21 protein-coding genes and 2 pseudogenes are annotated in these 26527 nt (G+C 57.6%); 8 read left to right on the top strand and 15 right to left on the bottom strand.

The genetic code is table 11. From position 1 onward, the window contains the following. Positions 1 to 139: 139 nt before the first annotated feature. Both EO776_RS17350 and EO776_RS17340 read right to left on the bottom strand, forming a co-directional pair. On the bottom strand, positions 140 to 3052 hold the full coding sequence (locus EO776_RS17350) for a PAS domain S-box protein (RefSeq protein ID WP_094519746.1): 2913 nt from the start codon (positions 3050 to 3052) through the stop codon (positions 140 to 142). 1466 nt (positions 3053 to 4518) lie between these two features. Next, positions 4519 to 4938, bottom strand: coding sequence for a DUF5518 domain-containing protein (locus tag EO776_RS17340; RefSeq protein ID WP_080508647.1), 420 nt, complete (start codon positions 4936 to 4938; stop codon positions 4519 to 4521). 180 nt (positions 4939 to 5118) lie between these two features. Between EO776_RS17340 and EO776_RS17335 the strand changes: the two genes are divergently transcribed. The 4 genes from EO776_RS17335 to EO776_RS17320 all read left to right on the top strand — a co-directional run bounded on the left by EO776_RS17335 (position 5119) and on the right by EO776_RS17320 (position 10306). Continuing rightward, positions 5119 to 6663: a bacterio-opsin activator domain-containing protein gene (locus tag EO776_RS17335; protein ID WP_094553418.1), complete on the top strand. Its 1545-nt coding sequence runs from the start codon at positions 5119 to 5121 to the stop codon at positions 6661 to 6663. A 147-nt stretch (positions 6664 to 6810) separates the two neighbouring features. Next, a complete protein-coding gene (locus tag EO776_RS17330) occupies positions 6811 to 7155 on the top strand; it encodes a winged helix-turn-helix domain-containing protein (RefSeq protein WP_049933035.1) in 345 nt (114 codons plus the stop codon). Between the two features lie 28 nt (positions 7156 to 7183). Further along, positions 7184 to 8107 carry a CPBP family intramembrane glutamic endopeptidase gene (locus EO776_RS17325; RefSeq protein ID WP_094553419.1) on the top strand — a complete coding sequence of 308 codons (924 nt, stop codon included), beginning with the start codon at positions 7184 to 7186 and terminating at the stop codon, positions 8105 to 8107. Positions 8108 to 8626: 519 nt separating this feature from the next. Beyond that, positions 8627 to 10306, top strand: coding sequence for an ATP-binding protein (locus tag EO776_RS17320; RefSeq protein WP_158228680.1), 1680 nt, complete (start codon positions 8627 to 8629; stop codon positions 10304 to 10306). A 34-nt stretch (positions 10307 to 10340) separates the two neighbouring features. Here EO776_RS17320 and EO776_RS17315 read toward each other — a convergent pair whose 3' ends face one another. Both EO776_RS17315 and EO776_RS17310 read right to left on the bottom strand, forming a co-directional pair. Continuing rightward, positions 10341 to 10613, bottom strand: coding sequence for a hypothetical protein (locus EO776_RS17315; protein ID WP_094579926.1), 273 nt, complete (start codon positions 10611 to 10613; stop codon positions 10341 to 10343). Positions 10614 to 10758: 145 nt separating this feature from the next. Then, positions 10759 to 12105 carry a hypothetical protein gene (locus EO776_RS17310; protein WP_094521365.1) on the bottom strand — a complete coding sequence of 449 codons (1347 nt, stop codon included), beginning with the start codon at positions 12103 to 12105 and terminating at the stop codon, positions 10759 to 10761. Between the two features lie 1104 nt (positions 12106 to 13209). On the opposite strand from EO776_RS17310, the gene EO776_RS17300 reads away from it, so the two are divergent. Further along, positions 13210 to 14247: a sensor histidine kinase gene (locus tag EO776_RS17300; RefSeq protein WP_094579927.1), complete on the top strand. Its 1038-nt coding sequence runs from the start codon at positions 13210 to 13212 to the stop codon at positions 14245 to 14247. A gap of 93 nt (positions 14248 to 14340) precedes the next feature. On the opposite strand, the gene EO776_RS17295 is transcribed toward EO776_RS17300, so the two are convergent. From EO776_RS17295 to EO776_RS17270, 6 genes and pseudogenes are all read right to left on the bottom strand, one after another. Then, positions 14341 to 14913 (bottom strand): response regulator, encoded by a 573-nt coding sequence (locus EO776_RS17295; RefSeq protein ID WP_089309274.1) that lies wholly within the window; start codon positions 14911 to 14913, stop codon positions 14341 to 14343. A 202-nt stretch (positions 14914 to 15115) separates the two neighbouring features. Further along, positions 15116 to 15904: a DUF4097 family beta strand repeat-containing protein gene (locus EO776_RS17290; RefSeq protein WP_241897924.1), complete on the bottom strand. Its 789-nt coding sequence runs from the start codon at positions 15902 to 15904 to the stop codon at positions 15116 to 15118. Between the two features lie 614 nt (positions 15905 to 16518). Then, entirely contained in the window at positions 16519 to 16800 is a 282-nt protein-coding gene (locus EO776_RS17285; protein WP_049933141.1) for a helix-turn-helix transcriptional regulator, read from the bottom strand. A 166-nt stretch (positions 16801 to 16966) separates the two neighbouring features. After that, complete coding sequence (locus tag EO776_RS17280) at positions 16967 to 17530, bottom strand: transposase (protein ID WP_080508605.1); 564 nt, start codon at positions 17528 to 17530, stop codon at positions 16967 to 16969. Beyond that, positions 17527 to 18036 (bottom strand): IS630 family transposase, encoded by a 510-nt coding sequence (locus EO776_RS17275; protein ID WP_049932884.1) that lies wholly within the window; start codon positions 18034 to 18036, stop codon positions 17527 to 17529. Before EO776_RS17275 ends, EO776_RS17280 begins: the two co-directional genes overlap by 4 nt. A gap of 284 nt (positions 18037 to 18320) precedes the next feature. Beyond that, a pseudogene (locus EO776_RS17270) lies at positions 18321 to 18674 on the bottom strand (zinc ribbon domain-containing protein); the annotation flags it as partial. On the opposite strand from EO776_RS17270, the pseudogene EO776_RS17265 reads away from it, so the two are divergent. Further along, a pseudogene (locus EO776_RS17265) lies at positions 18668 to 19288 on the top strand (aldehyde dehydrogenase family protein); the annotation flags it as partial. The pseudogenes EO776_RS17270 and EO776_RS17265 sit on opposite strands and share 7 nt — an antisense overlap. Positions 19289 to 19381: 93 nt before the next feature. On the opposite strand, the gene EO776_RS17260 reads toward EO776_RS17265, so the two are convergent. From EO776_RS17260 to EO776_RS17250, 3 genes are all read right to left on the bottom strand, one after another. After that, the gene (locus EO776_RS17260) at positions 19382 to 21055 is read right to left on the bottom strand and encodes a hypothetical protein (RefSeq protein ID WP_094521369.1); all 1674 of its coding nucleotides are present in this window, start codon (positions 21053 to 21055) and stop codon (positions 19382 to 19384) included. A 260-nt stretch (positions 21056 to 21315) separates the two neighbouring features. Then, on the bottom strand, positions 21316 to 22206 hold the full coding sequence (locus EO776_RS17255) for a DMT family transporter (RefSeq protein WP_094521370.1): 891 nt from the start codon (positions 22204 to 22206) through the stop codon (positions 21316 to 21318). 190 nt (positions 22207 to 22396) lie between these two features. Next, positions 22397 to 23761, bottom strand: a complete 1365-nt coding sequence (locus EO776_RS17250; RefSeq protein WP_129452610.1) for a restriction endonuclease — start codon at positions 23759 to 23761, stop codon at positions 22397 to 22399. 116 nt (positions 23762 to 23877) lie between these two features. Here EO776_RS17250 and EO776_RS19675 point away from each other — a divergent pair, with 116 nt between their 5' ends. Beyond that, positions 23878 to 24003, top strand: a complete 126-nt coding sequence (locus tag EO776_RS19675) for a hypothetical protein (protein ID WP_254921798.1) — start codon at positions 23878 to 23880, stop codon at positions 24001 to 24003. Between the two features lie 11 nt (positions 24004 to 24014). Here EO776_RS19675 and EO776_RS17245 read toward each other — a convergent pair whose 3' ends face one another. Both EO776_RS17245 and tnpA read right to left on the bottom strand, forming a co-directional pair. Beyond that, positions 24015 to 25256: an RNA-guided endonuclease InsQ/TnpB family protein gene (locus EO776_RS17245; protein ID WP_094521372.1), complete on the bottom strand. Its 1242-nt coding sequence runs from the start codon at positions 25254 to 25256 to the stop codon at positions 24015 to 24017. Between the two features lies 1 nt (position 25257). Further along, positions 25258 to 25662 (bottom strand): IS200/IS605-like element ISHma12 family transposase, encoded by a 405-nt coding sequence (gene tnpA / locus EO776_RS17240; protein ID WP_094494233.1) that lies wholly within the window; start codon positions 25660 to 25662, stop codon positions 25258 to 25260. 348 nt (positions 25663 to 26010) lie between these two features. Here tnpA and EO776_RS17235 point away from each other — a divergent pair, with 348 nt between their 5' ends. After that, positions 26011 to 26439, top strand: a complete 429-nt coding sequence (locus EO776_RS17235) for a desampylase (protein WP_094521374.1) — start codon at positions 26011 to 26013, stop codon at positions 26437 to 26439. The last annotated feature ends 88 nt before the right edge of the window (positions 26440 to 26527 follow it).

Raw genomic sequence — 26527 nt, 5'->3', positions numbered from 1 at the left:
CGTTGGCATTGTTGTAAATTAAAGCTGTCCGGAGTGTTTCTAGCGGTGAATCGGTCGATGAAGTGCTTTTGGGACACCGCTGTGATTGCGTCCGAAAACAGGATCTCACGGTTCTGCTGCGTGTAGATACCGGTGACCGTCAACGCAGTACGTTTGGCAAAGAAAGGTGAACGACAGTTCCGCCATCGGCGGGGCGCTCGAACTCGATTCCGCCACCGAGCTGCCGAACACCCCAGTTGACAAGCCAGAGGCCAATTCCGTGATTGTGCTGGAACGGCGACTCACCATCAGCTCGGAACGGAGTAAGTACGCGGTCGGGGATCCCGGGTCCGTCGTCACGCACCGTGATTCGCGTCTCATCGTTGGCCGTAGACGGCGTCGTCTTAATTTCGACTTCCGGGGAGTCCCCACCGTGTTCGACGGCGTTCTCGACGAGCTCGCTCAAAACTAGCCGAAAGACAGCCGTATCAGCCGGTGCGGGAGCCTCCGCGGAAGACAATTGAATCGTCGCTTCGTCGTGAGACTCACGGAGGTCGGCGACGGCAGACTCCAGTACCGTACCGACTCTGCGGTTTTCTGGGTCGTCGTTGTCTTGGAGCATCTGACTGGCGGCACGCGCCTTACCGCTCAGTTCCAGGAGGCCGTTCGCAATGTCGTGAACGCTTTCGGCGTATTCTCGGACGACCTCGTCTTCTGCCGCCTCCTCAATTGTAGCCGTGTATCCCAAGACAGCGTCCATATCGTTCCGTACATTGTGTCTCAGTACACGGTTCAACACCTGTACCCGCTCCTCGCGGTCGCGCCGTCCGGTGACATCCCGAGCGATAGTGACCACACGCTGCTCGCCGCCTATCTCTGTCAAGGTCGCATTGACTTCAAGCCATACAACATCGCCGCTGGCGGTCCGCAACGCCCACTCGATGTCTCTCGCCGGGTCACCGGATTTGGCCACGTCGCGGACAACCTCCCCGATTGTGTCCGCATCGAATCCGAGTGCCGTCGCAGTCACCTCTTCCGGGTCCATATCGATGATTGTGTCACGGTCATATCCGAGGAGCTCACACATGGTGTCGTTGACATCGAGTAGCTCCGCAGTCTGCGGGTCGTAGACTCCGATTACGTCCGTCACACCGTTGAAGATCTGTTCGAACTCTCGTTCGCGGCGCTTCCGCTCCGTGATATCACGCTGGATCGACAGAACTCGCTGTTCACCACCGATCTCGGCCGTCGCCAACGTGACCTCGATCCATGACTGCTCTTCGTCCGGCGGGGCGAGTTTCCACTCGATGGTCTTCGGTTCACCCGAACGGGCCACAGTCTGAATCAGTTCTTTACCGCGTTCCGCTGTGTACCCGTCCTCAGTTTCGCTGAGACCCTCGATACCGAGGTCGCGAATACGCTCAAGATCGTCGCACCCCACGAGCTCGTGATACGAGTCGTTCACACTGACGAAGGAGAGCGTCTCTGGGTCGAAGATGGCGATAGCGTCGTTGACTCCGTTGAATATCTGCTCGTACTCCCGCTCGCGGCGTTTCTGTTCTGTAATATCACGCATCAGCGAGAGGACACGTCGCTGACCACCTACGGTCGCGACTGTGAGGTTCGCTTCGACGAGACGGTTGTCGCCCTCAGCGGTCTCAATTCGCCACTCGACTGTTTCATCTTCCTCGGTTTCGCCGACGTCGGTGATAAGCCGTCTCGCGCGCTCATCGGTGTACCCCTCCTCGGGAACACTGAGGTCATTGATTCCTTGTTGAAGAATCGTGTCGTAGTCGTATCCGAACAGTTCGACGTAACTGTCGTTCACGTCGACCATTTCACCCGTGTCAGGGTCGTGAACTGCGATCGCAGTGGTCACGCCGTTAAATATCTGCTCATACTCGCGCTCGCGGCGTCGCGTATCGGTAACGTCCCGAATGACTCCGACGATCCGATCGACGGCACCGCCTGGACCGCGGCTCGGATAGCCGCGTACCTCAACCCAACGTGTCTCACCGCCAACGCGGAGTCTGTGACTGAATGTGTACGGACCCGACTCCTCCTCGCGGATGTGTTCGCTCATAGCGATAAGATCCGAGCGGTACGCCTCGCGGTCCTCCGGATGAACGGCGTCGAGAACGGCCATCGGGTCGTCATACAGGCGTTCGACCGGTTGGTCGAACAAATCCGCGTAGGCCTCGTTGATAAAGAGAACCTCCGAGAGGTCCGCACGTGCCAGATAGACGACCTCATCGATATGAGTCGATATCTCGCGGAACTGACGACGCTGGCGTCGACGGTCGGTCACGTCCGTGGCGGTCGCCAACACCAGTTCCTGATCGTCTATCGTGACTGTCGTCAGCGTCGCTTCGACCCAGACGTGTTCGCCGTCAGCCGTCTCAAGCGGCCATTCGATTGGACCGACCGTTCCGCTCTCCGTCGCGGAGGTGATAACCTCCATGGCAGCGGCCTGATCGTACCCGTCGATACTCGCAGTGTAATCGCCGACCTGCATAGAAATGAGTTCCGCTCGATCATACTTCAGCAACTCACAGAGCCGCTGATTCGCATGAATCAACTCTCCCGTCTCGGGGTCATGAAGTGTGAGTGGCTCAGAGACGTTGTCGTAGATGGTCCGATAGTCGGGAGTCGGCTGTACCTCTGTCGCGGTAACCGCTCGCTTGAGCACGGTCGTCGGAGATTGTGCGAGCAGTTCCCACGGGAGATACTCCGTTACACCGGCCTCAAGCGCCTCAGCGATTGATGCCTCTGTAGGGGCGACGTACACCACCGGTGGGGCGGAGTCACGGGTGGCGTTCTGGACCACCCAGTTGCTGACCCCGGTCAGTGACGCGGCTGTGTCAGCGTCTGTCCGGTCGGCGCTGCCCGATTCAGGTGTTACCGCGGCAACCACACAATCGAACTCCTCAACTGAGCCGGGAGCGTCACGTCCGGCAGGCACTATTGAAACAGCCACGTCAAGCGAATCCTGCGCGTCTTGGAGGGTCGTTTCGACCGACGCTGGCCCCACCACGCCAATCGCCGGGTGTCGTTGCGTGAAGCCCTCGGCCATTTTCTCTGTGAGTTGAAGTTTATAGAACAATAACGCTATGGTCGTGCTACCGGTTGTTTGGGCCGGTAGACGGCTAATTTATTGAACCCCTTGGTCGCTGATAGTTTGTCGAGGCTGTGCTACATACAGAGCGCGTATCTACCCCGAGACGCCCTTTCGATAGCCTTTCCGAAGAAGTTGCCCCGTACCTACGACAGTAAGTACTACTGCGCCGGTTACAACCGCTGAGTGGACGATTTTATACGATGGAAACGGCGTGTATCGGCCGAGAATGAGCAGCGTTGTCGCTATTATCCACAGAATATACAATCCGATACTAGTTTGATGAAGCGTCTTGCGGATCATTGGTCTTTGGAAAGCAGTACACCTCTTTTTACAAGTGTCGTGGACAGTTGTCGCCAAGATAGAAGTAAGACAATCGCCCAGAACACGGTCCAGATGTTCACAAAGAGCGGTGAGCCGAGTAGCCCCTCACTAGCCAAGAACCCAGATGCGAGCAGTGGGTTTGCGATTCGCAGTACGACAATTAGGAATAGAACAAACGGAAGGAGAAGCATCCCGGTAAAAATGATCCACCGCCGTTGCTGTGAGAGCACACTAGCGGCTCGGTATAGTGGGGGACCGATAAGCAGCAGAACGATGCTGAGCCCAGCAACGAGGCGCACAGTTGGATCAACAGTCGGGAAGGCTCCACGCAGGATGACCATTTCGTCACCCCCGGACTGCGCCACAGTATACAGCCGACCGAAGGGCATTGTCGCGAAAACAAGGCAAAATCCTGCGGACCGTTTGGCCGGTGACTCTGCCGGATTCAGTAACCGATACCCGATCCACATCAACCCGTAGCTCCAGAGGAGTCCTGCGAGCGGTGCTAAAACAATCTCGGGCGTTTTCGAACAAGCGAGCTGCCAACTGTTGAAATTTCGTGGGCCCCACGCACCACAGATGAGACGACCGACCCCCGTGTGCGCGATCTCGTGGATCTCGTTGTGTACGAAGAGCAACGCCACGAACGCGACTGCCCAGCGGCTATCTCCGTTGAAAACTAGTGGTTGCTCAGAGTTCATCGACGGTAGCCGACCCACGGCACTGTTCCTCCGTTAGAAACGGTCTGTCCATACCGAGCTCATATGATCTTCGGGTGACAGCGGCACAGTAGTTAGCTCGATTGGAATCACAGCGACCCGCGTAACTTATCAAGTAAAACACTTTTTTGCGGAGAGGCGATCGCTGATGATGTTCCAGCGCCATGTGTTTCTATACGATGGTTGGGTTAATAATGGCTAATAGGGTGTTTCAGGAGCAGAAACGTACGATTCGGTAGGTGAATCTGACCTGATAAGAAGCGGGGTGAGCGAACTGTAAACCTGAAGTTCCTACCGGTCGGGATTCCTCCGCGTTCACGCGGAGGAGGATGTCAATAACAACGCTAGGAGCAAACCAGGCGAACAACGCAAATCAGTTGATCACGATGGTTGGTCGACTCCGAAACCACCGACACTGCTTGCTGCCCAGCCACCAATCCGACCGAAAATCAGACCGAACACCGGCGAGAGACACAGAAGCATCACGACGGCGATAAGGAAGAACACTGTCGTGTTGAGTGACCATGCTACGCTCGTGGCTTCTGTAAGCATAAATCCAGATACCGCAACTATACCGCCTAGAAAGCCAGCACGGAGCCCAACAGCGTCCGGTTCTACCGACCGCTTAGCTGCGATCGCGCCAGCGATCATTGGCCCAACTATTATCGCCCCGCCACCGGCGGTCGCTTCAGAGTTCGGAAGCCAATTTATTACAGCAGTTGCGGGTAGTGAAGCTATGGTTCCGAGAATCACAACGTGCCAGACCTGAGGAATTCGACGGCCCCGGGTGTTCGAGGGCATACGCTGTATTCTACAACTGTACGTATAATCCACTTCGTGAGTTGCTGACTCTGAAACGGCGACAGAACAACACCGATATTAGTGACCGGGATATAAGCTTGTAAACTGCGGTTCAACCGGACGACACGTATATACTGGCTGACGGGAAAACATCGATAGAACGAGGAGGCCCCTACGTGAATGGAGTTGGAACATCGTCTCGCAGAAGCACCGATAGGAGTTATCACCGTCCGAGACGGGATGGTGCGCGCGTGGAATGATCAGGCGGCCGATATCCTCACAACCGACACGCCTGACGGTGAGCCGATTGCTGAGGTGTTTCCCCAGTCGGTCGAAGGGTCGCTCACAAAGGCGTTTGAACGGACATCGGTATCTGATGTAGCATTCGAAGAGTACTATCCAGAAGTCGACCGCTGGCTGTCAGTGTCAGTTGTTCCTGATGACGATGCGGCAACTGTCTACATTACCGACATCACTGAAAAACGCACCAACAAGCAAACGATCGAACGGCTTCGTTCGGAGTCTGAGCGGGCCGAGATGGTCGATACTCTGATCGCCGACGTGCTTGAGGGGTTGGTCGGAGCTACGTCTCAAGACGCGATCATGGAGACAATCCGGGACCAACTGGGGACATCGGACCAGTATCGGTTCGTATGGACTGGTGAGTGCGCTGTCGACAGTGACGAGCTGGTCATCACCGGTGTTGGGGGTGAGCAAGGAGAGCTGTTCCCGGCTCTCCGTGAGGCGGTGAAGCAGGGACAGGCTACCCCCGAACGGCGAGCAGTCGAACAACAGCGCCCCGAGTTGGTAGAGTCGTTAAGCGAGAATCCGTCAGTCCCGGACGCGGTTCGTGCCGCTGGGTTCGCGGACGGAGTCCAATCGGTGTTCGCGCTGCCGTTGGTCTACGGCTCCAGCGTGTACGGCGTCGTCGGTGTCTACGCGGGAACCGAAACCGCATTCAGCGATCACGTACAGGCCAGCTTTGAGACGCTCGGCGAACTGGCCGGGTACGCGATCAACGCGACACAGAATCGGAAGCTGTTGTTTTCCGACACCCTCACCGAAGTTACGTTCGGGCTCACGGAGAACTCCCCGCTGGTACGTGTGAGCGACACCTGCGACGCGGAACTCGCGCTTGAGGGGACCGTAATGCCGAGTGATACTGGTCTCACGTGTTTCTTATCAGTCACGGGTGCCGATCCGGACACCGTCGTTGAGACCGTCGAAGCGGTTCCGAGTGCTCAGGCCGGTCGTGTGGTCCGTCAGTCGGACACTGAGCGCGGCCGGATTCAGGTGACGCTGGGTGAGGAAGTCCCGCTCGTTGCGGCAATCAACCGTGGTGCGACGATACAGACGGCGGTGTTTAACGGCGATGACAGCCAGCTGATCGTCGAACTGTCTCCCGACGCGAACGTGCGTCGGCTGGCAAACGTGCTCGGTGATGACGGACCGGCACCCGTTCTCGCACGACAGGACAAAACCCGCTCACCGACGACCACGCGAGAATTTCGAAACGAACTCAATGAACGGCTTACTGACCGACAGGCGACCGTCTTGCGAACGGCCTATCTCGCGGACTACTTCACGTCCCCGCGTGGAAGTACGGCCGAGGAGGTTGCGACGTCGCTCGGCATTACCGGATCGACGCTGCTCCACCATCTCCGGGCGAGCCAGCGCAAGCTGTTGGACGCATTCTACAACGAACACGAGGATAGTAGCGGATAGCGGTCGCAATTCGCCGTGTCACGCCCGATCGACATGCGCCCGATTGCTCTCACACGAAGGCGAGTCTGGATAGTTAGATATCCTCGCTGCGGAGACTCTGAATACTGAGCATATTCCACCAAGGGTGTTCCGTTACATCGTCATCACATGGCAGTGCGACACAAGTCGCGCGGCGAGCAGACTGAGGAACCGACCGACGAGCTATCGACGGAAGAGCTACTCAACCTCTTCGGCGACGAATACACCCGGCGAGTGTTCGAGGCGGTTTCCGAACAGCCTCGCGGCGGGCGCGCCGTCGCGCAGGCCGCTGATGTTTCTCGGCCGACGGCTTACCGGCGTCTCAACGAGCTTCAGGACGCCGGATTGGTCACGAGCGAGTGTTACGTCGCATCCGACGGCCATCACCGAGAGCAGTTCAGCGCCTCCGCACAGCACCTCTCCGTGTCGCTCGACGGTGGCGACATCGAGGCGTCGATCAGTCTGAGCTGCTAGGACCGAAGGAAACGCTTGGTCTGCCCAGATGAGTACACGCTTGCGGCCAGTCAGTCGTATCGGGTCTGAGGTCTCGATCAGCGGGGCGGCGGTGCGCGTAGTTGTGACAGCGGTAACGTTCATCGCTACACTTGCTGCTGTGGGGCTGGTACTCGCGCAATTCTCAACGCCGGACGTGTTGACCAACCTCCCAAATCAACTTCCCACGCTCTGTGGGGTAGCAGCGGTGATACTCGTCTTATACTATCTGTTCGGAACCAGTCCCGCCGCGTACGGACTCTCTCTGGGTCGACGGTGGCTCGGTGACTTCGCCGGCGGTGCCGTAATCGGCGTGCTGTTTCAGGCCGTTTCGACGGCCGCGATTCTCGCTACCGGGAGCGGGAGGATCGTTGGTTCGTGGTCAATGGGAGTCTTCAACGACCCCGTGACCGTCGGACTCGCGATCGGAGCGACGGCCGCTGCGTTCGTTATCGTCGGGTTGTGGGAGGACTTTCTCTTCCGAGGCGTACTGATCCGTGAGCTCGTTGTCGGGTTTACGTCTCGCAGGGTCTCAAGGCCGGCTGCCACGGGGAGCGCGGTCGTCGTATCGGCTCTCGTGTTCGGAGCGCTTCACTTGAACGCTGGCGCGGCGGGACTCTCAGCGTCGGTCGCCGTGACACAGGCGGTGGTTGGGGGGCTGTATTTCGGCCTCGCGTACGTCCTCACCGACAGCCTCGCGCTCCCAGTCGGCATCCACTTCTCGACCAATCTCTGGACGACGGTCGTGTTCGGGCAACCGGAAAGCGGATATCCAGCGGCGTTTCGGCTCACCCGACCGTTCGATCTCAGTGCCGACCTCATCGTCGTCTTACTTCTCCCGACGGCCGTACTCGTCGCGGCGGTTGTTTTGTGGGTTCGCGCAACGCGGGGGGAGATTTCAGAAGCGTCACTCCAGAGGGTCGGAGAACAGTGACATCAATTTCGAACAGACGATTTGTATGACGAACGAACAAGCCGCACTTCGGTCATATCTCCGTTCAGTTCGTACAGCACTCCTCGCTGTAGCAACCGCAGTTCTCACGGCGGGACTCGTCATCGCCGGTGAAGACGGATTAGGATTTCCGATGTTTGTTCTCACGCTCTGTATCTGTGCGTATGCTTTTATTTCGCCGCTATTCGACAGACTGTAAGCAGGAAGCGATCTTCAAGCGGCAAACAACAAAGCGTTAGTGCCGATGGACTCGGGCAAATACACCGAAAGTACGAGCCAGATGAATTCACAGAGGATATCAATTGCGGTCGACATTAACTGTCCACCACTTGACGAACGGTTCGCTCCGACAGGGTAATTACATTTAGCGTGTGAACTAATCGTATCATGCTCGCCACTGTCGGGGGTGTGAATGTTACTTTGGGAATACTGCTGCTACTCATCGCAGCTCACACCAGGCGACAGTATTCGGGAGTAGGCACACAGAGTTTTATTGCCTGTATGGTTGGGCTGGGAGTGTGGACAGCCGCTGGCGGCGTCAACGATATTATTAGTGTTTACGAATTGGGAGCGCCCAACGGAGACGGCATGTCGCCGGCGGTGGAGTCAACACCGTCGATCATCGCGTTCGGACTCCAAGGGCCCAGAATCGCAGACTGGGTGCTTCAAACAGTAGTTCCAGTGCTGTATGCTCTGTTTATTCTCGCATATACGACTCGAACGGACCGTCGCGAGCGGCTATTGTTGTTCGTGCTTGTTCCGTTCGGACTCCTGTACACTGGAGGGTCCATGTCCGCTACACTGGTCTCACTGGTACTCGATAACCTCCCGGGTGGGCTCAGCGAGGCACTACTTCCCTTCCTACAGTTCGCTATATCAATCTCCTTTTTTGTAACTGGATCAATCGTGCTGCTCAGCCTTGGACAGTTGTGGCGAACGCTACACCGATATCAGCACGTCTCAACGCGATTGACACTAGGTCTAGCGGTGATTGTGCCGCCAGTATGGTTCGCAGAGAGGTTCTTCATCGCCTTGGCTGAGACTCCGCTAGCGAGAGCAGCCATTCCCGTCCCGTTTGTGATCCTGTCGACGTGTGCAGCGTGGCTGGCAGTCACCCGGTTCGGGCTGTTTGAGGAGATACCAGCGGCCTTGGCCGTCGCTCGACAAGACATCGTCGCCGAAATGCCAGACGCGGCCATCACAGTCACGGATGGACATGCTATCCTTGACTGGAATGCTGCTGCAGCAGATCTGTTTGAGCGGGAGTTTAATACAGTAGTCGGTCAGGACCTTGCCACCATACTGCCGGATACATTCGACATCAAGAGGTTACTCGCGGGGGGACAGACAACGTGTCGGCTGCCAGGCAGCGATCGGGTGCTAGAAGCCTCATCGAGCCGGATTACCGACAGCGACGACCGCACACTTGGGCACACCCTGATCTTCCGCGATATAACAGACAGCCGACAAAATGCACGTCGTGCGGAGGTTCTGAGTCGCGTGCTTCGGCACAACATACGAAACAGGGCTGACGTGGCAACCGCGCACCTTCGACAGTTCACCGACAGTCCCACTCCCGACACGGCGGACAAGATAGCGACGACGGTCGAGGAGGAACTGTCGGCGTTGCGTGATCTTGGACGTACTGCCCGCGAGATAGAGTCAGTGTTACAGGCCGACAAGCGTACGGGTAATCGGTCCGTCGAGGAACTCATCCGTCACGCCATCGAGGAGGTCCAGCACGCAGAGGTCGTCAACGATGGCCACGAGTATGCTGGTGGCGTCTCGTCCGTCCCCGTCGTGATAGACACACCACCGGCAGAGACACGCGCTAACGGGGAGATTCTGATACCAGTCATTCGTGAGCTGGTGTCGAACGCAGTCGAACACGGGGGGTCCGCTCCGGAGCCGCATGTCAGCGTACGGGTGAAGGAGACCAGCGATACCGAGGGAGTAGATCGATGGTGGATCGATGTCGCTGACAGCGGCGCCGGGATCAGCAACCACGAGGTAGAAGTGTTCGAAGACGCTGAAGAACAGCCACTACAGCACGGCAAAGGCCTCGGGCTCTGGCTCGTCTGGTGGGGCGTCGACCGGCTCGGCGGAGAGGTCTCGTTCGATATCGACAGGGGGACGACCGTCACCGTCGAACTGCCGGGATCGCTGCTCAGCTACGAGTAATATTCTCTGACTAGTTGCGGTCAGTACAGGCCACTCAGAAACTGCCCATCGCAGAGAGTATTGTTCCGAGAAAGGACAGACAGGCGGAACCAGCCAACACGAGAAGGACGATAGCAGAGGCAGTGAACTCCTCTGAGTCAGTTCGAAGCAATTCGTAGCCGGCAGTGGCAAGCATTCCAGCTCCACCGATCGCCATGAGCAGTATCGGGATACTACGATCGCCAGCGATGAGCGAACCTACCGCTGGCCCCCCTATTGAAGCTCCAATTACGACGAATGAGCCAGTGTAGATGTACAGATCTTCCATAGGTGGTATAATGACACGTGACTAATTGTAGTTTGGATACGATGTCCGTCTTGTTACCTTTACAGTTCTCATCGACCGGCTGTTTTAGATAAACATCTATCTGAAGAATAGGTCTCAACAAAGCCGGTGAAGCCGTTACGGCTCGTCACGAATGGGAGCTGAGCAGTTCACCGGCACGCTCGGGATCCGGAACGAATGCGATCGATGACCTCGGTTCCTGGGCGGAGTCGCCGTCCTTAGAGTTGTAAGTCCGATCAAAAAACACCGTTCCAGCGTCCAGCCAGAGCGGACTTCCGAACAGCCCACGCTCGACCGAGACATCCCGGACACCGTCGTATGACGCCGACCACTGTGGTCGTCCGAGGTATCGGTCGTACGCCACCACTTTGGACTCGTAAAATTCGTATTCGACGCCACCGAGCGCCAGCAGCAAATGTACCGCGCTTATTGTCGAGAGGCTTCCAACGAGACCGAAGAAAATCGCAGCCAAGCTCGCGGACACGACGATAGCACCGTTCAACAGGGCAAAAACGGCGACAATCATCAACCCCGCTATACCCACCCGTATCGTGAGCTGTCTCCAGTGGCCGAAGCGGTTATCGACGACACCACCAGTCGTCATCGCGTTCACCACTCCTGCGGCGAGGATAGAGGAGCGAACAGGCGCCATCGTTTCGCGTGGTTCTCCATCCGGGATCGACGGCTGAGACGGAGTGGATACGTTCTCTTCCGGTTCGGAGTCTGACCACCCTTGAGATATCGCTTCATCGTTACGCTCGGACGTCGAGTCCGGCTGCCAGCCGTCGGGTCGAGCGCGCGCTGCGTACCAACCGTACGCGAGCCGAGACACGATTAGCACGAACGCGGAAACCATCATTTCAGCTCGTGTGATCTCCAAGCCCTCGCCGGAAAGGGTCGTAAGCGTCCACCGGGAGACAAGCCATAACATTCCACCGTAGACAGCGAATATCAGTACTCGCTTCCGGGGGACGACCGCCGAGGCAGAGGTGATCTCGTGGCCCTCTGAGGCCACATATGCCCGCAGCACCAGCCACGATTTCGTCGCTGCCGCGACGAGACCCCCACCTAATAAGAGCAGTGTAGCCGGCGAGCGCCACAGCTCTCTGGGGATGTCGACGGCGGCGACGTACGCCGTTGTGCTCGCTGAAAAAACAAGTATGAAGACGGCTCCCCAGACCACCGGAATGTTTCGGGGGTAAATTCCCGGGAGGCGATCGGTAACGGTGATGGATCCGCGCTTGTGGGCTAGAAGCCGGAACGGACGTTGAAAAAGAGTCGACTGAAGATCCGTTTTGGGCTGCGAGAGCAGCTGTTGTACCGTTGTCCGGAGGGTCAGAAAGAGAAGATCAATCCAGTACAAAACGGCGACAGCTAGCAGCGAAAGGTGTCCGTACAGTAGGATGAGTACTGCGGCGACAGTCTCGACACAAACTGACCCGAAGAGAATTCTGCGATCCCCGATCAGGCGCATAGATGGCATGACCCGGAACGTTCGAAGTCGTGTACAGAGCCGCGTTGGCGGGTGACGTGTGAGTCGGGCGCAACGCGTGATATCGGTCGAACGAGCAAGTGAGTGGCGGTATCGGTACTCGAATGCCCACCGACAGACGTGTCGTTGGTGGGGGATATCTCTACACCAGCGATAGGGGCACGAAACGGTAGAGCGGTACTGGACAGCAAGCCGAAGGTGAAGGGCGCTACCGGTAACGTAGACGCGTCTCGCACGGACAATCATAACTCGACGATTTAACATAAGTGTGGGGGGCGTGTCTCGTGGCCCGAAACATCGAATTGTCCAACGGGACGACGACCCTGCGAATCTCCCCTACGCGTGAAGTCAACCTCATAGTGGGTGAACCCCACGACTTTAGCCGTGAGAAAAGGTCAGCGTAGCATCCAATCACTTCTCTTTCCGACTGATAAACTGTAGAATAAACACACTAACGACAATCACAACAGCGATAGTTATCCATGCCGGCAAGTCGGTGAGAGTACTTATTGATACAAGAAGAATCACTGTAGCTACCCCAAGCAAAATCATCACCTCACTTTCGTGCGAGATCATGCCAGTTGATTAGCGATTGTCTGGGAAGTGTAATGCTTCTACCGGGTGTGATTCCAATTCAGAAACACGCCAGTATCAATATATAATCGCATACTGATGGTCTGGTATGTCGCAATCAGCGAATGTATTCCGCAGTCCGGTCGCCCGTTGGGGGATGCCCGCTATGACGGCCGCTATTATTGTAGCTATCGCGTTCCTCGTTATTGAAGATCAGACACTTAGATTAGCGATGGTGGGGGTTGCCGTCGCTGACTTCCTTGTCACGCCACAGATACTGAAACGCGCTGCTCAGAGCGCATAGCTGGTTCCAAACAGAAAGATGGTCACTTGGTTATAAGAGTTAACATAAAAAGAGTGTTTCTGGCCTAGAAGCAAGAAATAATGTTAAACAAGTAGCCGGGCCAAAGTGATGATAGGTGTTGTATCGGGTGGTGGTCCAACCAATTACCATGCGTACTCGCACGGAGAAACGGGCGCGGTAACAATGCCAAATAGAGATGTGAGCAACCGATGAGTGATGGTCGTCACACGGCGATTCCGTTACGTGAGTTTCCAGACCCTGCGCTCGCATACACCGTCGACGGTGACGATGCTCGCGTGACCGCCGCGAATGACGCGTTCGAGCGGCAGTTCGAACAGGAGCTGGTGGGCGGACGTGTGTCGACGATATTCGACCGGTTCAACAGCTGCGATACGACCGGTGACCGGGAGCCAGTCTCGCATCTCGTCCGCGGCGATCGGATCGGCATCCGGCTGGACGGATACGGCAGCCGAGGCCCGTTCTTCGCTCGCGTAATCCCGTCGGATGACGACACCGGGTACCTGATGTTTTCAGACCTCCGCGAGTGTCCCGACGAAGGCTATTCACCGGGTGTCGATCAAGTGAGCAGCGTTATCAGCCACGACCTTCGGAACCCGCTCGACGTCGCGAAGGCCCACCTCCGGGCAGCAGAGGAGACCGGCGATCCCGAACACTTCGAGTCGGTCGCAGACGCACACGATCGGATGGAACAGATTATCCGTGATGTCCTAACGCTGACGCGCGACGAGGCTGTCGTTCAACCCACGGAGGAGGTCGCAATCGAGACCGCTGCGAGAGACGCGTGGGAGTCGATCGATACCGAACAGGTCGAACTGACGGTTTCGGAGTCGCTGCCGACGGTTACCGCGGACTCCGATCGGCTCCAACGGTTGTTTGAAAACGTGTTCCGAAATAGCGTTGAACACGGTGTCTCAACCGATGAAACGGGTAGTGAACAAACCACAGAGTCACCAGCAAACAGCCATCCGGGCGCCCGAGGCGAGCAGACAGGCGAGAGCGCGACTGTAGTTGTTCACCCACTGGAAGGGGGGTTTTATGTCGCAGACGACGGCCCGGGAATCCCGCCCGCGAAGCGTGACGTCGTCTTCACTCCCGGATATTCAACGCGGAGTGGTGGGACCGGCCTTGGCCTAGCGATCGTCGACCGAATCGTCGAAGCACACGGCTGGAATCTGACGCTCACAGCAGCGGATGACGGCGGTGCGCGGTTTGAAATTACCTTTTAATTGGCGGGGGAGGCACCAGAGGCCTCCTTGACTGGTGTAGTTGGGAGACGAGTCGGGTCAACGATCAGCCCGGGTCACGGCTCTTGCCGGAGATCAGTACCCTTCGCGCTCAATACCGGTGAACTGATCTAACAACTCGTCTGCGTCGGGAAGTAGCCGACAGATGCGGTCCCGCAAACTGTCGGCCTGCTCGTCAAGCGACGAAAACTGATCGTGGTCCTCGAGACGGTCCTGTGGCAACTCAGCTGCGATAACCGCTCGCTTCGATTCGACTCCGAAGTACTGACCGAGGAGTTCGTATGCGAGGACCTGACACTGCTGGTCGACGGCGGCTCTGATATCTTCACGGTCGACTGGTTTACAGAGGTAGTCGTCGAACGGAAGTTCGAGAAGTTCTAATCCCGGGTCGATGGCGGTCACCATGATAACCCGAGTGTGAATGTCGTGCTCTCGTAGCTCACGGAGGATGTCGTCACCAGATCGATCCGGCATGTGCCGGTCAAGGAGAATTACATCCGGCGGGTCAGACTCGTCGACCGCAGACAACGCCTCGGGACCGCTGTAAGTGACTGTGACATCAGCCACTGCGTCCAGCCGGAGGGCGTACGCGTCGGCGACCTCCTTCTCATCGTCAACGAGCAGCACCCGCGGCCTATCAACATACATGTCGGCCGTCACGTGGTGTTAGTACTCACTACAGCATTTAATAACCCGGCTTCTAAGACAGTTTCTAGTGGGTGTACACGCCGGGCGACGGTCTGCTTGGTTTCTCCCCATCCCGAAGAGATGACCTTCCACTGGCTACGTGTCACCGACCGGGGGGCGGGGCGGAGGCGAGGTGGGATCCCCTCATCGCCCGTGAGAGCACTCAGGCGCGGATTGTGATATCACCGTCGTCCGTTCTCGCGGTCAGTCGGCTGGCACCTCGTTCGACGGTAGCGTGTAGCTGTGTCTCTGTTCGTCGGTGAACGCGGAACTGTGGGGCTTGCTTCGGCACAGAGAACTCACCAGTGCTAGTGTGAGCAGAGAGGGTCGCGCTGAGCTCCTCACTGAGCCGGAGCAACAGATCGCCGGCAGACGACTCAACGAGAGCGTCGTCGGCCACAGCGGGGACATCGGCGGTGATATCTCCGGTCTGTGTCTCCAACGCTGCCACGCACATTGGGTCACGTACCTGAATCGTTCCCTCCAAAGTCGTTGCGGAGAGGCCGCCTTCGGTCCCATCGACAGTGATGTCTCCTTTCGTTGACCGAGCGGCGACCTCACCCCGCGCGCGATTGACGGACACGTCACCCTCGGGAGCCTCCAGTGTCGCCCCGTCGGTGACTCTGACGCTCGTCACGTCCCCATGATTGGTGTGAAGCCGATGAACCGCGACGCTGGGTGGCACTCGGAGCTCTAGGGCGACGCGGCCACCGCCTAGACCGAGTAACTGCGGTTCGTCAGTTGTGATCTCCAACCGATCCTCGACGATCTGTACACTGGTGTCGAGCTCGTTGAGGGAGACGCCGCCGGTGGCGTGTTTCTGCGAAACGATTTTGATATCGTCACGAGGCTCACCGATGAAGGCGATATCGCCCGTAGCCTCAGTCACGCTGAGGGCCGCGACTCTGGACGGATCGACCGTCCGAGTATCACGGGTCTGTTCTCGTTCCATTTGGCGGACGGATCCGCACCCGGGAAGAACGCTGCCCACACCGACACCAACCGCACCCAGCAGTCCTCGGCGTGTCGAAACGATGTCCGCGAGTCTACGTTCGGTCATGGTGGTAACCGATCGGAGCAGGGAGGGGATCACGGCGCAGGGGAGCGGTTGCCGATCCAACGCACAGCGGGTTCTCTTCGGCACGGGAACGCGGGGACCAGTCGGAAGGCCACATACAACAGCTGACATTCATCACTACAATCAAATATAGAATCGTATGCGTTTCTGGGCCTGAAACGGTCCCGAAATGTTATGCAAGATCTGTCGGTTTAAGATGGCTTTCCGAGCATCTACGGCCATCATGCGAAATATCAACGTCGCCAAGCGTTGGCGCTGGCGACTCGTTTTGTGCGGTAGCAGGTTGAACAAACGGAACAAAGGCACTTGTCGTAATCACCACCGCTAAGAACACGGCACTAGTCGCTTGCTGTTAGGGGTCTATTTTGAGAATACCTAATTACTATACAAACCAACATTTTTCTTCTTAAACGACACTCATAACGAGTATGACAGGAACCACCGGTTGTGATCTGCGACTAAGAGAAGTGAGTCTAGTGTAGCAGGTTTCAGCTGTCGTGAGTGATGTACTCAGCCTCCCAGTCGGCTCTCGCCTGGATTTCTCTTTCGCCGCGGCGGGTGAGTGAATACTCATTGGTGCGCTTGTCCCGCTGGCTTTTCTCAACAAGCCCTTTCTCAACAAGGGTGTCAAGATTGGGGTAGAGCCGGCCGTGGTGGATCTCTTCTTCGTAGTAGTCCCCGAGCTCATCTTGAATTGCCAGCCCATGTGGGTCATCAAGCCCGGCGGTTATGTACAACAAGTCACGCTGAAAGCCCGTAAGATCATACATACCTTGATATCTGTGTTCTACATTTAAAAAATTATTATTCCATATAAATCTATCAGTCAAACTATAGCTGCTGGGCCGTTTCCTTGCCGATTGACTTCCTCCCACGGCTTCAGCCCTGTCTCTTACCCACAAGTTCACCGAGTCCCAAACAAACGTTTCATAGTGTTTAATTCGAATCTTTACCGGTGAGATACGGCCAGATGTTCGGTTCGGTGATCGCGCTTAGTCCTCGCAGAATGTAATCTTTCAGCGTCGAGAGATCTGGCATAAGGCGGTACTTGAACCACTCCTGTAGTTGGTCCCAGCACCCTTCGACAGCGTTCAACTCGGGGAGTTTCGATGGGAAGTACCACACTTCGAGATCGTCCCCACGCACGCACGAGACCGAACTGTCTCCGACAGTTTCGGTCTCGCGTTCTCCGCTCACGTGTTCCCAGAGATCCCTCGCGTAGAAGTAGCCCGCTCGATCCAGAAACACCACTAACTCCTCGCCAAACTTGTGTTTCAATGCCTCTAACAGCCGAATCCCGTGGAATCTGGTCAAGTTCTCTTCTGTCCAGCAGTAGAAGCTGTCACCGTCGTCGGTGACAGCGCCAAGCACTGTCACCGACTCCCAAGACGTTGCTGTCTCTATCGTCGGATTTGACCCGATCGGGTACCAGCCACGCCGCTGAACGGTTCCGACGTGCTTGGTGAATTGATCGACGACAACGACGGTTTTCTCGCTCAGTTCGGCTCGTTTTTTTTGACTGTCTGCTGAAACTCAGCCTTCTCTTCGGGGTCAGCTTCGTGGTGTTGAGGCCGTGCTGTCCGCAAGGACAGCCCGGCCTCTCTCAGCAATTCGTAGGCGTAGTTTTCGTGGTATTCGACGCCGTACTCCTCTTTGACGTGGTGAAGGAGGAGCTTCGCCGACCACGCTTGCTGATCGTAGCCGAGTTCGGTTGGCGGCTGTTGTAGCTGTTCGAACAGCTGCTCGCGGTCTTGTCCCTTGATTTTTCCTGGGTGTCCTGGTCGAGGAGCGTCGTAGGGGGCTTGCTCGATCGGTTCTTCTTCGAACCGATCGAGCCAGTTGCGGATCGTTTTCTCGACGACGTCATGGCGTTCAGCCAATGTATCCAAGTGATCGCCCTGTTTGCGCCCTATCGCCGCGAGAACACGTTCCCGCGGCTTTCCCTCGTCAATCTCCTCTTTAACTTCGTAGAGTTCCTCAAGCGCAACCTCGTCAAGCCGACCCATTACCGGCTCTACTACGTCTATCGGTAAATGTCTTCCTTAAACACTATCAGACGCTGTCGAACCATATCTATTCTCGAGAGATCGAGGTGGGGAGTAATTCGGACGGTGATATCGGCAGTGGGGGGTTGTTGAATGTGGTAAACAAGATCAGCAAAATCGCCCCATAGAAGTGTTAAATCTGTAGATATCGAGGCTTCGGTCGGATTCATTGACCGCAACAACGACTCGATTTGTGGGTAAGAGACAGGGCTGAAGCCGTGGGATTCCTCCGGTGGGGATGTTGGCTATGCCGAACCCACGGAGGCAAGTTTCCCGTCGTCGGGGCTCCGGTTTGTGCGCTCCTCGTTGGGACTTGCCCTCTCGGGAGAGTGTGATACCTCCGACCAGTTGTGGTCGTCTCACCTGAGACGCACGGGCCGAGCTATCGACCCAGCTTCAATTTCGTCAGCCTGTTGTTTGAGGAAGGTGCGAGACGCGCACAGGTCTGCGTGGGCTTCGTGACTACACGGACACCGGAATACGTCACCGCTCCGGTCGGTGTCGTCCTGTTCACCATACGCCGGGCAGGTCCGGATTGTATCGGCTTCTGACCGCATCTCGGCGGTGATACCGTATTCCCCAGCTGTGTGTGACAGGCGCTTGGGCGCGGAATCTAAACGGTGGTCAATCGTGTATTGCCGCGAAACGGTTCATCGTCCTCACGGACGTATACGATGAATTCCTTGGCTCACTGACCGACGAGATGGATTCGCTCGTTGTGGGAGATCCCACAAACGAGGAGACCGATATCGGGCCACAGGCCCGAGAAGATCTTATGGAAACTCTTCATGAACAGGTCACCGCAAGCGTCGAGGCTGGAGCGACGCTCGTGACTGGCGGTGAGCCTCTCGACAGAGAAGGGGCCTTCTACCCGCCGACCATCTTGACTGATCCCCCGGAAGGGTGTCCCGTCGACACGGAGGAGACATTCGGCCCAGTAGCTACGGTTTACGAGGTTGACGACGAGGAGTCGGCGATCACCAAGGCTAATGACACACCGTTTGGACTCGGAGCCAGCGTTTGGACGCAGGACCGCGACCGCGGTGAACGTGTGGCAAGCCGTATCGACGCGGGCTGCGTGTACGTGAATCAGTTGGTGAAGTCCGACCCACGGGTTCCGTTTGGCGGTGTCAAGGACTCAGGCTATGGCCGGGAACTCTCCGAGGCTGGGATCAAGGAGTTTGTCAATCGCAAAACCGTTTGGATCGAATAACATCGGACAAGTTGGGTAGCGGCTTTTAGGGGTGCCTTCGTCAGGTGGACAGCATGCCGAACTCAATAGCGCCCACATTACCGAGCCATTTCCCTAACTGCCGAGGGCTTGAGCCGTCGCGTTCTCTGTACCAACGGAGGTGTTCGTGGGTGTCCGTATTTCGAGCGATTCGTCGTCGTACACTCTCATGGTCTCAATTACAGTACCGTTCTCGGCAACTCGTTGGACGATAACCGTCGGCGTCTCCGTAGGCGTCACTGGGTCTGTTTCGGTAGGATTCTCGACCGGTGTCTCGCCAGCGAGGAACTGCGAGATCGCGTCAGTCTCTTCGAACGAATCGACGTTCCCGGACCGTGCGTCTACAAACGCGACGTACGCGATCCCGCTGTTATCTTCGGGGACGACGCGCACTTGCCAATACTCTCGATCGTCGATGACTGTGAGAATGGGTTCGGCTGGCGAAAAGCGGTCCCAGTCTGTCTGTGGCGCTGATTGCCGCACGAGATCTGCTGCTCGCTGTGGGCCGAACAGCGAGTCAGTTGGGATGTAGCGTTCGAAGGTTCCGGTTTGGCCGTCGATTGTCCACAACTCTTGGAGACCCTGTGCGTCGCCGTACGGTTCGACAGCAACAACGTACTGCGGCCCCGACTCAGAGAGAATGAAGAACGGCTGGTCGTTTCCGTCTCCGGGAAGCGGCGCGATCTCGATTTCATCTTCGTGGCTCGTATAGGTGTTGAGGATTCCATTTCGGTACTTCGTTGCCGCGACCGATTGAAGCGCCAGTTTCTCTGGATACAGTTGCTGAGTGTCAAGGATTGGGCTAGCCGCAGCCTCAGAGGGAGAGAGCATGTCGATCGAACCGCTTGGATCAATGACGGCGACGCCTCCCCACTGTGGTGTCGAGTGTGGTAACGGCGTCAAGTGGAATGTGGGCTCAGTGTATGGGACGGTGATGTATTGAGTCTCATTGTGGATGACCATCTTCGGATCACCGTAGTCCACGAGATACGCCTGCGATTTGAGGAGCTTCCAGCGGTAGTTCCGATAAAAGATCGTTCCGACGCCAGTTTCGAGCTCGCCGTCTACGGACCGTACATTCGCCTGCTGAGTTGTCATATCGACAAGGACAGTTCCGGCTTGACGCTTTGTGATCGTGTTAAATAGGCCATCCGGAGCGAGCGGAGCAGCCCAGTAGGGAGTCCCATTCACCACGCTGATATCGGTCTCCCCGACGCGGTACTGCGGCCGGTTGAGTGTGTTCGATGCGTACCGTTCGGCGACCGCTCGCGTGACAATTCGGGGATTGTCGGCGTCAACATCGTCGAGTTGCTCAACAGTAGCCGTCTGGCTCATTGTTTGGTCGCTTAATGTGACGCCAGCGACTGCGTTAGCGACGGGCATCAGCGCGAACGCAGCGATCACGACGACGACTACACCGACACGAAGTGGGGTAATCGTGTGGTCGCTGCTGGAGAGCGTGTTGATGACGGTCTCAACGCGGTCGCCCGCACGTACGGTAACCCACGCCGCGATACTACCAGCAATGATGCCAAGCAACAGTAGCGGCGTCGTATACACCGTGTAGATGAGGCCATGGAGCCACGGCCGGAAGAACCAGCCGACGGCAACAGCAAGAATCCCAACAATGCCAAGCGGAATCCACGGTGGCGCCGACTGGTCTTGATCCGAGTCATCTGGTGGCCAGTCGGTCAGATCGGTATCGGAGGGTTGCTCGTCGGAATCATCGGATGGAGGGCGTTCTGACATTCGTATGGGGCGTGAAATTATGATCTTGAACCTTGTATGTATGAGTTGCGAACCAACCCGCAAATTAGGTAGTAACTTCGCCGAATTACGAATTGACACAAATTCTACCAATAAGTAAGATCTTATCCTCGCTTGGGAGGGAGGCGATCCACTCAAAATCGGCTCGTGAGATGATCCTTTGATCGTGTACCGCACTTGCCAACCACTGGGACCCCAGCGAAGTGTTCGGAAGGTCTCCCGAAGTCACCAATCACGCACTACTATGTTCCACGCAATGTCCGCCACTTCGCGGCGACGAACCCTGCCACGATGAACCCGAACCCGGCGACGGTCGCCGGCGTCACTTCCTGACCAAGCACGAGCCAGCCGGCCAGCGCTGCGAACACGGGGATGACGTACTCAATGAAGCTCATCTCGATGGGTCCGAGGTCGTCGAGTAACGTGAAATAAAGCAAGAAGCCGCCGACGCCAGCAACGGCAGAAAGGTACGCAAGTGCGGCGAGTGCGGACGGGGTCCACGTGGCGGCCGCGAACGATTGACCAGGGACTGCGATCACAGCGGCGTGGAGCACGACGGCGCCAATAGCCATCATCCACGCCTGCGTCGAGAGGAACGGCATCGACGGCGACCTGCTGTGCGTGACGACCGCGGCGACGGCGAACGCAAGTGCGGACGCAAGCACGAGCGACACTCCGAAGACGCTGTCCGCGAGATTCGCGGGGTCGGGATCAGCGATGACGACGACGCCAACGAATCCAAGCACGACGCCGAGTGCGGTGGCAGCGGTAAACTCTTCCTCAGTAGAGACGAGCCGCGTGAGCGCAGGTGTCACCACGGGGACGAGACCCAACAGAACGGCCGCGACACCGCCCGTGACGTACCGCTGGCCCGCGAAGAGGAATGCGTGGTGCGCACCGATTGTGAGCGCGCCACCGACGAGCACGTAGACGTAGTCGTCCCGAGTATGGGGACGGATATCCGCATCGGAGGCAACCACAGCGACAAACAACAGTGCGGCAGCGATGTCGAAACGCACGGCCGCAAACGGCACCGCAGGGAGATCAGCCAGGCCGACGTCCGTCGCCATGAACGCGGTGCCCCAGACGGCACACAGAAGCAAGAATCGGCCGGCCGTCCCGTAGCGACTCATTCACGAGGAGGTCGCCGCCAACAGCGAAATATCCGTCGGACCGCGCCAACTCTCGAGTGACCCGATGCGCCTAGCGACGGCGTCGACTGCGAAGTAGATGTAGACAAACAGACCTCAACGCTGGGTTAGCGCCCATCAGGGCTTCTGGGGTGATATAAATACCACCAGTCTAGGTGATCAGCAAGCCCGTTCAGATGACCCCGCCGATAACGAGCAGTCCAATGATGAGCAGCAGCGCCGCGACCACGCTGCCGCCCGCCAGTAACGGGTTCTCCATCGCCTTCTCGTGAAGTGGCATCTCGGCGTATTCCTCGCGGAACGTCTCGAGATTCTGTTCGCCGTAGAAGTACTTCGGCTTCAACGCGAACCGTTCGGTCACCGCACAGCCCGTACAGACCGGCTCACCTTCCACCCGTTCGGTCTTGATGTGGCTGCGGCAGGCGATCGCCCCGCAGTTCGAACAGTAGGTGTAGGTCTCGTCGATACCGCTCGTCTCGCAGTGGACGCACCGATGAATCCCGTCCTCCAAGGTGACCCGTGAAGGGCCAGCAGCATAGTATTCGTACGGATACGAATACTCTTGCAGCTCGGTCGTCTGCCGAACCTCAGGGAGATACACCGGCTCGATCGATTGCACAGAGATATCCGAGAGATTCGGCTTACACGTCTTGTTGTAGGTGACGTTGTTGTCGCCGGTGTAGGTCACCGTCGTCGTGTGATAGTCCTGAAGCCGGTCAACAGCCCACTCCTTGTACTCTGTTTGGGTCTGCCCAAATCGGCGCTCCTCGACGTCGTCGAATACCTCGGTTAACTGTCCAATATCGAGGGGGACCGCCGCGTGGAAGTTCTCGATGACTAGCGTCGCGACGTCGTCGTCGGCCACCTTCGGATGTCCACGGTCAGCGTGGACGACGAACTGTGTGCGATCGTTGATCCGGTGGATGACGCCTACCGATGTCTCGAAGACAGCGTTCGTGTCCGCGGTGACCGCAACCACCGGGCGGAACGTCACCGTCGAATGTGGCTCCGGAAGGTCGGCGGCCTCGATGTTCTCGATGTCACGGAACCTCTCCTTGACGGGGGCGTCGACATCTGTTGTCGGATCGTGGGGACGTAGCGTCTCGTCACAGAGAATCTCAATGCGACCGTTATAGAGATCAAGCCCGATCTCGTCGGCGATCTCCCGGAGAGCCTCGCCGTCGAGCAACTCGATTGGGTGGGGGTCGTCGTTCTGTTGGAGTCGGTTTGTGTACTCCTGAGCAGGGTCCGTGAACCGGCCAGTCGTGACGACCATTCCGCGTTTGGGGCCGTCAAAGTCGAACGTCGCGATCGCCGAGTGGAGCTTCTGGACGACTGGCCGCCCGACCGTCCCCGTGTGCTTACACTCGACGACGATTGCTCTCCGTGTTCCGTCGATGACTTCCTCCATCAGGACATCTCGGCCCTCGTCAGCTGTCTTCTCAGCTTGGCGGACGTTCTCGTAGCCGAGGTTGCGGAAGACATCTTCTATCAGGTCCTCGAACTCGAACCCCGAGAGGTCGTCCAGTATCGCCATCCGACTGTGATTAGACAGTATCTTGTTATAACGCCTCTGTACGCGCACAGTCAACAGAATCTCACCGTGACCCAAGCCGCACTCGCCTACGGCGAGGCCAGCCACCAGCTCGCGGTATGAACAGGGACGGCGGTGCCGGCGAGTTCGATCCGATCTGTCTCCCGGCGCTTCAGTGTATTCGTGACTGCTGGCTCGAACCCGAATCGCTCGTCGGCGACGACTACGAGATTATCACGTTGTGAACTACCCTACCCTACTCGCTCACGGCTGACGCCGTTCGCTCCTTGAGGGTAGGGCTTCCTGCTTCCACGACGCGCTTTACAGATACCGAGGTATCCACAGGAAGCGCAGTCTCCACAGGCGTTGATTCGGAGTGTCCCACTCCTACGTCTTCGAGGCCGCGAGAAAGAATGTTCCACGCCGCGTTTGCGTCTCTGTCCGCCTCAAACCCGCAGGCGGGACACGAGTGTTCACGGACCCACAACGGCTTGTCGGTCAAAACGCCGCACGACGCGCACTTCTTGGTCGTCCCTCTCGGATTGACCGCGACGAAGTGCGTCGCCTCTCGCTCACACTTGTATTCGAGCAACGAGAGGAACGTTCGCCACGCGGCAGACGCAGTATTACGGCTGTTCGACGGAGTTTCCATCATCCCCTTCACATTCAGGTCTTCGACCGCCACAAGGTCGTATTCCCGGGCATAGTACGCCGAGAGCTTGTGCAAGAAGTCACGGCGCTTCCGTCGGAGATCGGCGTGATACTCCGCGACTTGACGCCGTTGCTTCTCGTAGTTGTTCGACCCGTGCTGTTTGCGCGAGAGCTTCCGTTGCTCGCGTTCCAAGCGGTCGCGCTCGTCTGAGAGGTCGAGTGGCCCGACCGCCGTCCCGTCCGTGTCGTGGACGTACTTGAGTATGCCCACGTCGATACCGACGCACGTCTCGGGGTTCTCAGGCGGTTCGGGTGGTTCGCGATCCATTTCGACGCCGAACGTGGCGAACCACTCGCCCGTCGGTTCCTTCTTGACCGTGACCTGTTTGAGCGTCGCGTCGTCGGGAATGGCGCGGTGAAGCCGAATCGGTATGTCCCCGAGTTTCGAGAGTGACAGCACAGTTTGACCGCCCTTCTTGTCGAGCTTGAAGCCAGACTGACTGTACGTGAAACTGCGGAACGCCCGTGGCGGCTTCCACTTGAGTTGACCGACACCGTAGCCGTTCTCTTTGAGTTTAGAGAGGCTTTTGAGGTTGTCGAACAGTCGTTCCACAACGGTTTGGAGAACCTTCGAGTACGCGTCGGTGAGGCTGTCCCACCACTTCTTGAGGTCGGGGAGTTCCGACCGTAGCGTGGTCATGGACGGCAGTTCACCGTGTTCGTCTTGGTACTCGTTGAGACGGTAGAGCGTGTGGTTGTACAGTTGCCTACAGATGTCTCGGTGGCGGTCCAACTCCTCACGGTGGGCGTCGGACGGCTTGAGACGGTACTTGTAGGCGTAGTACATTCTACTCGCGTTGGTCCTCTACGTACTGTTTCAGTACATCCAGCGATACCTGCCCCGTCGAGATGAGGCAGTACGAGTCGTTCCAGAACGAGTCGCCCCACAGTTTGGTCTTCAGTTCGTCCGCGTACTCGTTGCGGATACGGCGGGCGGTCGCGCCCTTGACCGTGTTGATGAACTTCACGAGGTCTGTGGTTGGTTTCGCTCGGAAGAGGATGTGTACGTGGTCGTCCTCGCCGTCGAGGTTCGTCAGTTCGACACCGTAGTTGTCCGTGAACCCGCTGATGACCTCGTGAATGAATTGGGTTCGCTCCTCGGTGAGCACTCCACGCCGATACTTCGTGGTGAGTATCAGGTGGTAGTGTAGGGAATACGTTGAGTGCGCTCCCGAGTCGAGGTCGTACTTCATTAGGTTCGGTCAATATTGTACTACCCTACTGTGAAAAAGTTGTGATTGCGTGGATCTGTGGGTCTGTCACCGAATCGTGTATGAGAACTGTGCGGCGCTGTATCCCCTCCCTGCTCGCACCTCCCATTAGGTCGGCGCTCGCTGAGGAAGGGGGCTTAGCGCCTACTTTCAGCTAAACGGTTCGGCGCGCTCACCCGACACAACGCTGACTCGGAGACGGCGTCAACTCCGCGAACAGCACCCCTATTTTTGCGTACGTCACGTCCTCAATGACCGCCGGTTCTCCTGACTCGCCTCCCCCCTTGGCGGTCGGAACGGACTTATCCGGACATCAGGCTATCTCAGGGTATGATCGAACTCGCGCGGGCAGCGTACGATGACATCGTGTATCGGGCGTACAAAGGCGGCGAGGCAGAGATCTGTGGCGTGCTCGCTGGCGAACACGGCACTGACGGTGACAAGAGCGTCGTCACAGAGACGTACGCCGCTGAGAACGTCGCGGAAACACCAGAGATCCGCTACCTGATCGACCCCGAAGAGCAGCTTGAGCTGATTGAGACCGTTGAGGAGGCGGGTCTTGACGTGGTCGGGTTCTACCACTCGCACCCGACCGGACCGACGCACCCGAGCGAGACGGACGCCGCACAGGCCACGTGGCCGGACCACTCGTATGTCATTTGCGCACTTGACGGCTACCCCTTCGTCGGCTCGTGGCGGTGGCGCGACAACGAGGAGGCGTTCGAACAGGAGACCGTGTCGATCCGAAGCGAGCGCTGAACGAACCCCGCAGACGGCGAGTATTCTCACAGCACTCGGCACGCGGTCGCTCAACGGGAAACGGCGAGACCGGCGCTACGAACCATCC

It is taken from the genome of Halorubrum ezzemoulense, from assembly GCF_004126515.1.
GTDB lineage: Archaea > Halobacteriota > Halobacteria > Halobacteriales > Haloferacaceae > Halorubrum > Halorubrum ezzemoulense.
The sequence above is the reverse complement of the archived record's forward strand: the minus strand, read 5'-3'. Positions and strand labels throughout refer to the sequence as shown.

Bases quoted from the DNA above. Each gene is read 5' to 3' on its own strand.
- EO776_RS17340 (WP_080508647.1), bottom strand. From the start codon at position 4,938: ATGCCCTCGAACACCCGGGGCCGTCGAATTCCTCAGGTCTGGCACGTT.
- EO776_RS17350 (WP_094519746.1), bottom strand. From the start codon at position 3,052: ATGGCCGAGGGCTTCACGCAACGACACCCGGCGATTGGCGTGGTGGGG.
- tnpA (WP_094494233.1), bottom strand. From the start codon at position 25,662: ATGAAGTACGACCTCGACTCGGGAGCGCACTCAACGTATTCCCTACAC.
- EO776_RS17255 (WP_094521370.1), bottom strand. From the start codon at position 22,206: ATGAGTCGCTACGGGACGGCCGGCCGATTCTTGCTTCTGTGTGCCGTC.
- EO776_RS17295 (WP_089309274.1), bottom strand. From the start codon at position 14,913: ATGTATGTTGATAGGCCGCGGGTGCTGCTCGTTGACGATGAGAAGGAG.
- EO776_RS17300 (WP_094579927.1), top strand. From the start codon at position 13,210: ATGAGTGATGGTCGTCACACGGCGATTCCGTTACGTGAGTTTCCAGAC.
- EO776_RS17250 (WP_129452610.1), bottom strand. From the start codon at position 23,761: ATGGCGATACTGGACGACCTCTCGGGGTTCGAGTTCGAGGACCTGATA.
- EO776_RS17235 (WP_094521374.1), top strand. From the start codon at position 26,011: ATGATCGAACTCGCGCGGGCAGCGTACGATGACATCGTGTATCGGGCG.
- EO776_RS17325 (WP_094553419.1), top strand. From the start codon at position 7,184: ATGAGTACACGCTTGCGGCCAGTCAGTCGTATCGGGTCTGAGGTCTCG.
- EO776_RS17275 (WP_049932884.1), bottom strand. From the start codon at position 18,036: ATGGGTCGGCTTGACGAGGTTGCGCTTGAGGAACTCTACGAAGTTAAA.
- EO776_RS17290 (WP_241897924.1), bottom strand. From the start codon at position 15,904: ATGGAACGAGAACAGACCCGTGATACTCGGACGGTCGATCCGTCCAGA.
- EO776_RS17260 (WP_094521369.1), bottom strand. From the start codon at position 21,055: ATGTCAGAACGCCCTCCATCCGATGATTCCGACGAGCAACCCTCCGAT.
- EO776_RS17245 (WP_094521372.1), bottom strand. From the start codon at position 25,256: ATGTACTACGCCTACAAGTACCGTCTCAAGCCGTCCGACGCCCACCGT.
- EO776_RS17310 (WP_094521365.1), bottom strand. From the start codon at position 12,105: ATGCGCCTGATCGGGGATCGCAGAATTCTCTTCGGGTCAGTTTGTGTC.
- EO776_RS17315 (WP_094579926.1), bottom strand. From the start codon at position 10,613: ATGGAAGATCTGTACATCTACACTGGCTCATTCGTCGTAATTGGAGCT.
- EO776_RS17285 (WP_049933141.1), bottom strand. From the start codon at position 16,800: ATGTATGATCTTACGGGCTTTCAGCGTGACTTGTTGTACATAACCGCC.
- EO776_RS17330 (WP_049933035.1), top strand. From the start codon at position 6,811: ATGGCAGTGCGACACAAGTCGCGCGGCGAGCAGACTGAGGAACCGACC.
- EO776_RS17335 (WP_094553418.1), top strand. From the start codon at position 5,119: ATGGAGTTGGAACATCGTCTCGCAGAAGCACCGATAGGAGTTATCACC.
- EO776_RS17320 (WP_158228680.1), top strand. From the start codon at position 8,627: ATGGTTGGGCTGGGAGTGTGGACAGCCGCTGGCGGCGTCAACGATATT.
- EO776_RS19675 (WP_254921798.1), top strand. From the start codon at position 23,878: ATGAACAGGGACGGCGGTGCCGGCGAGTTCGATCCGATCTGTCTCCCG.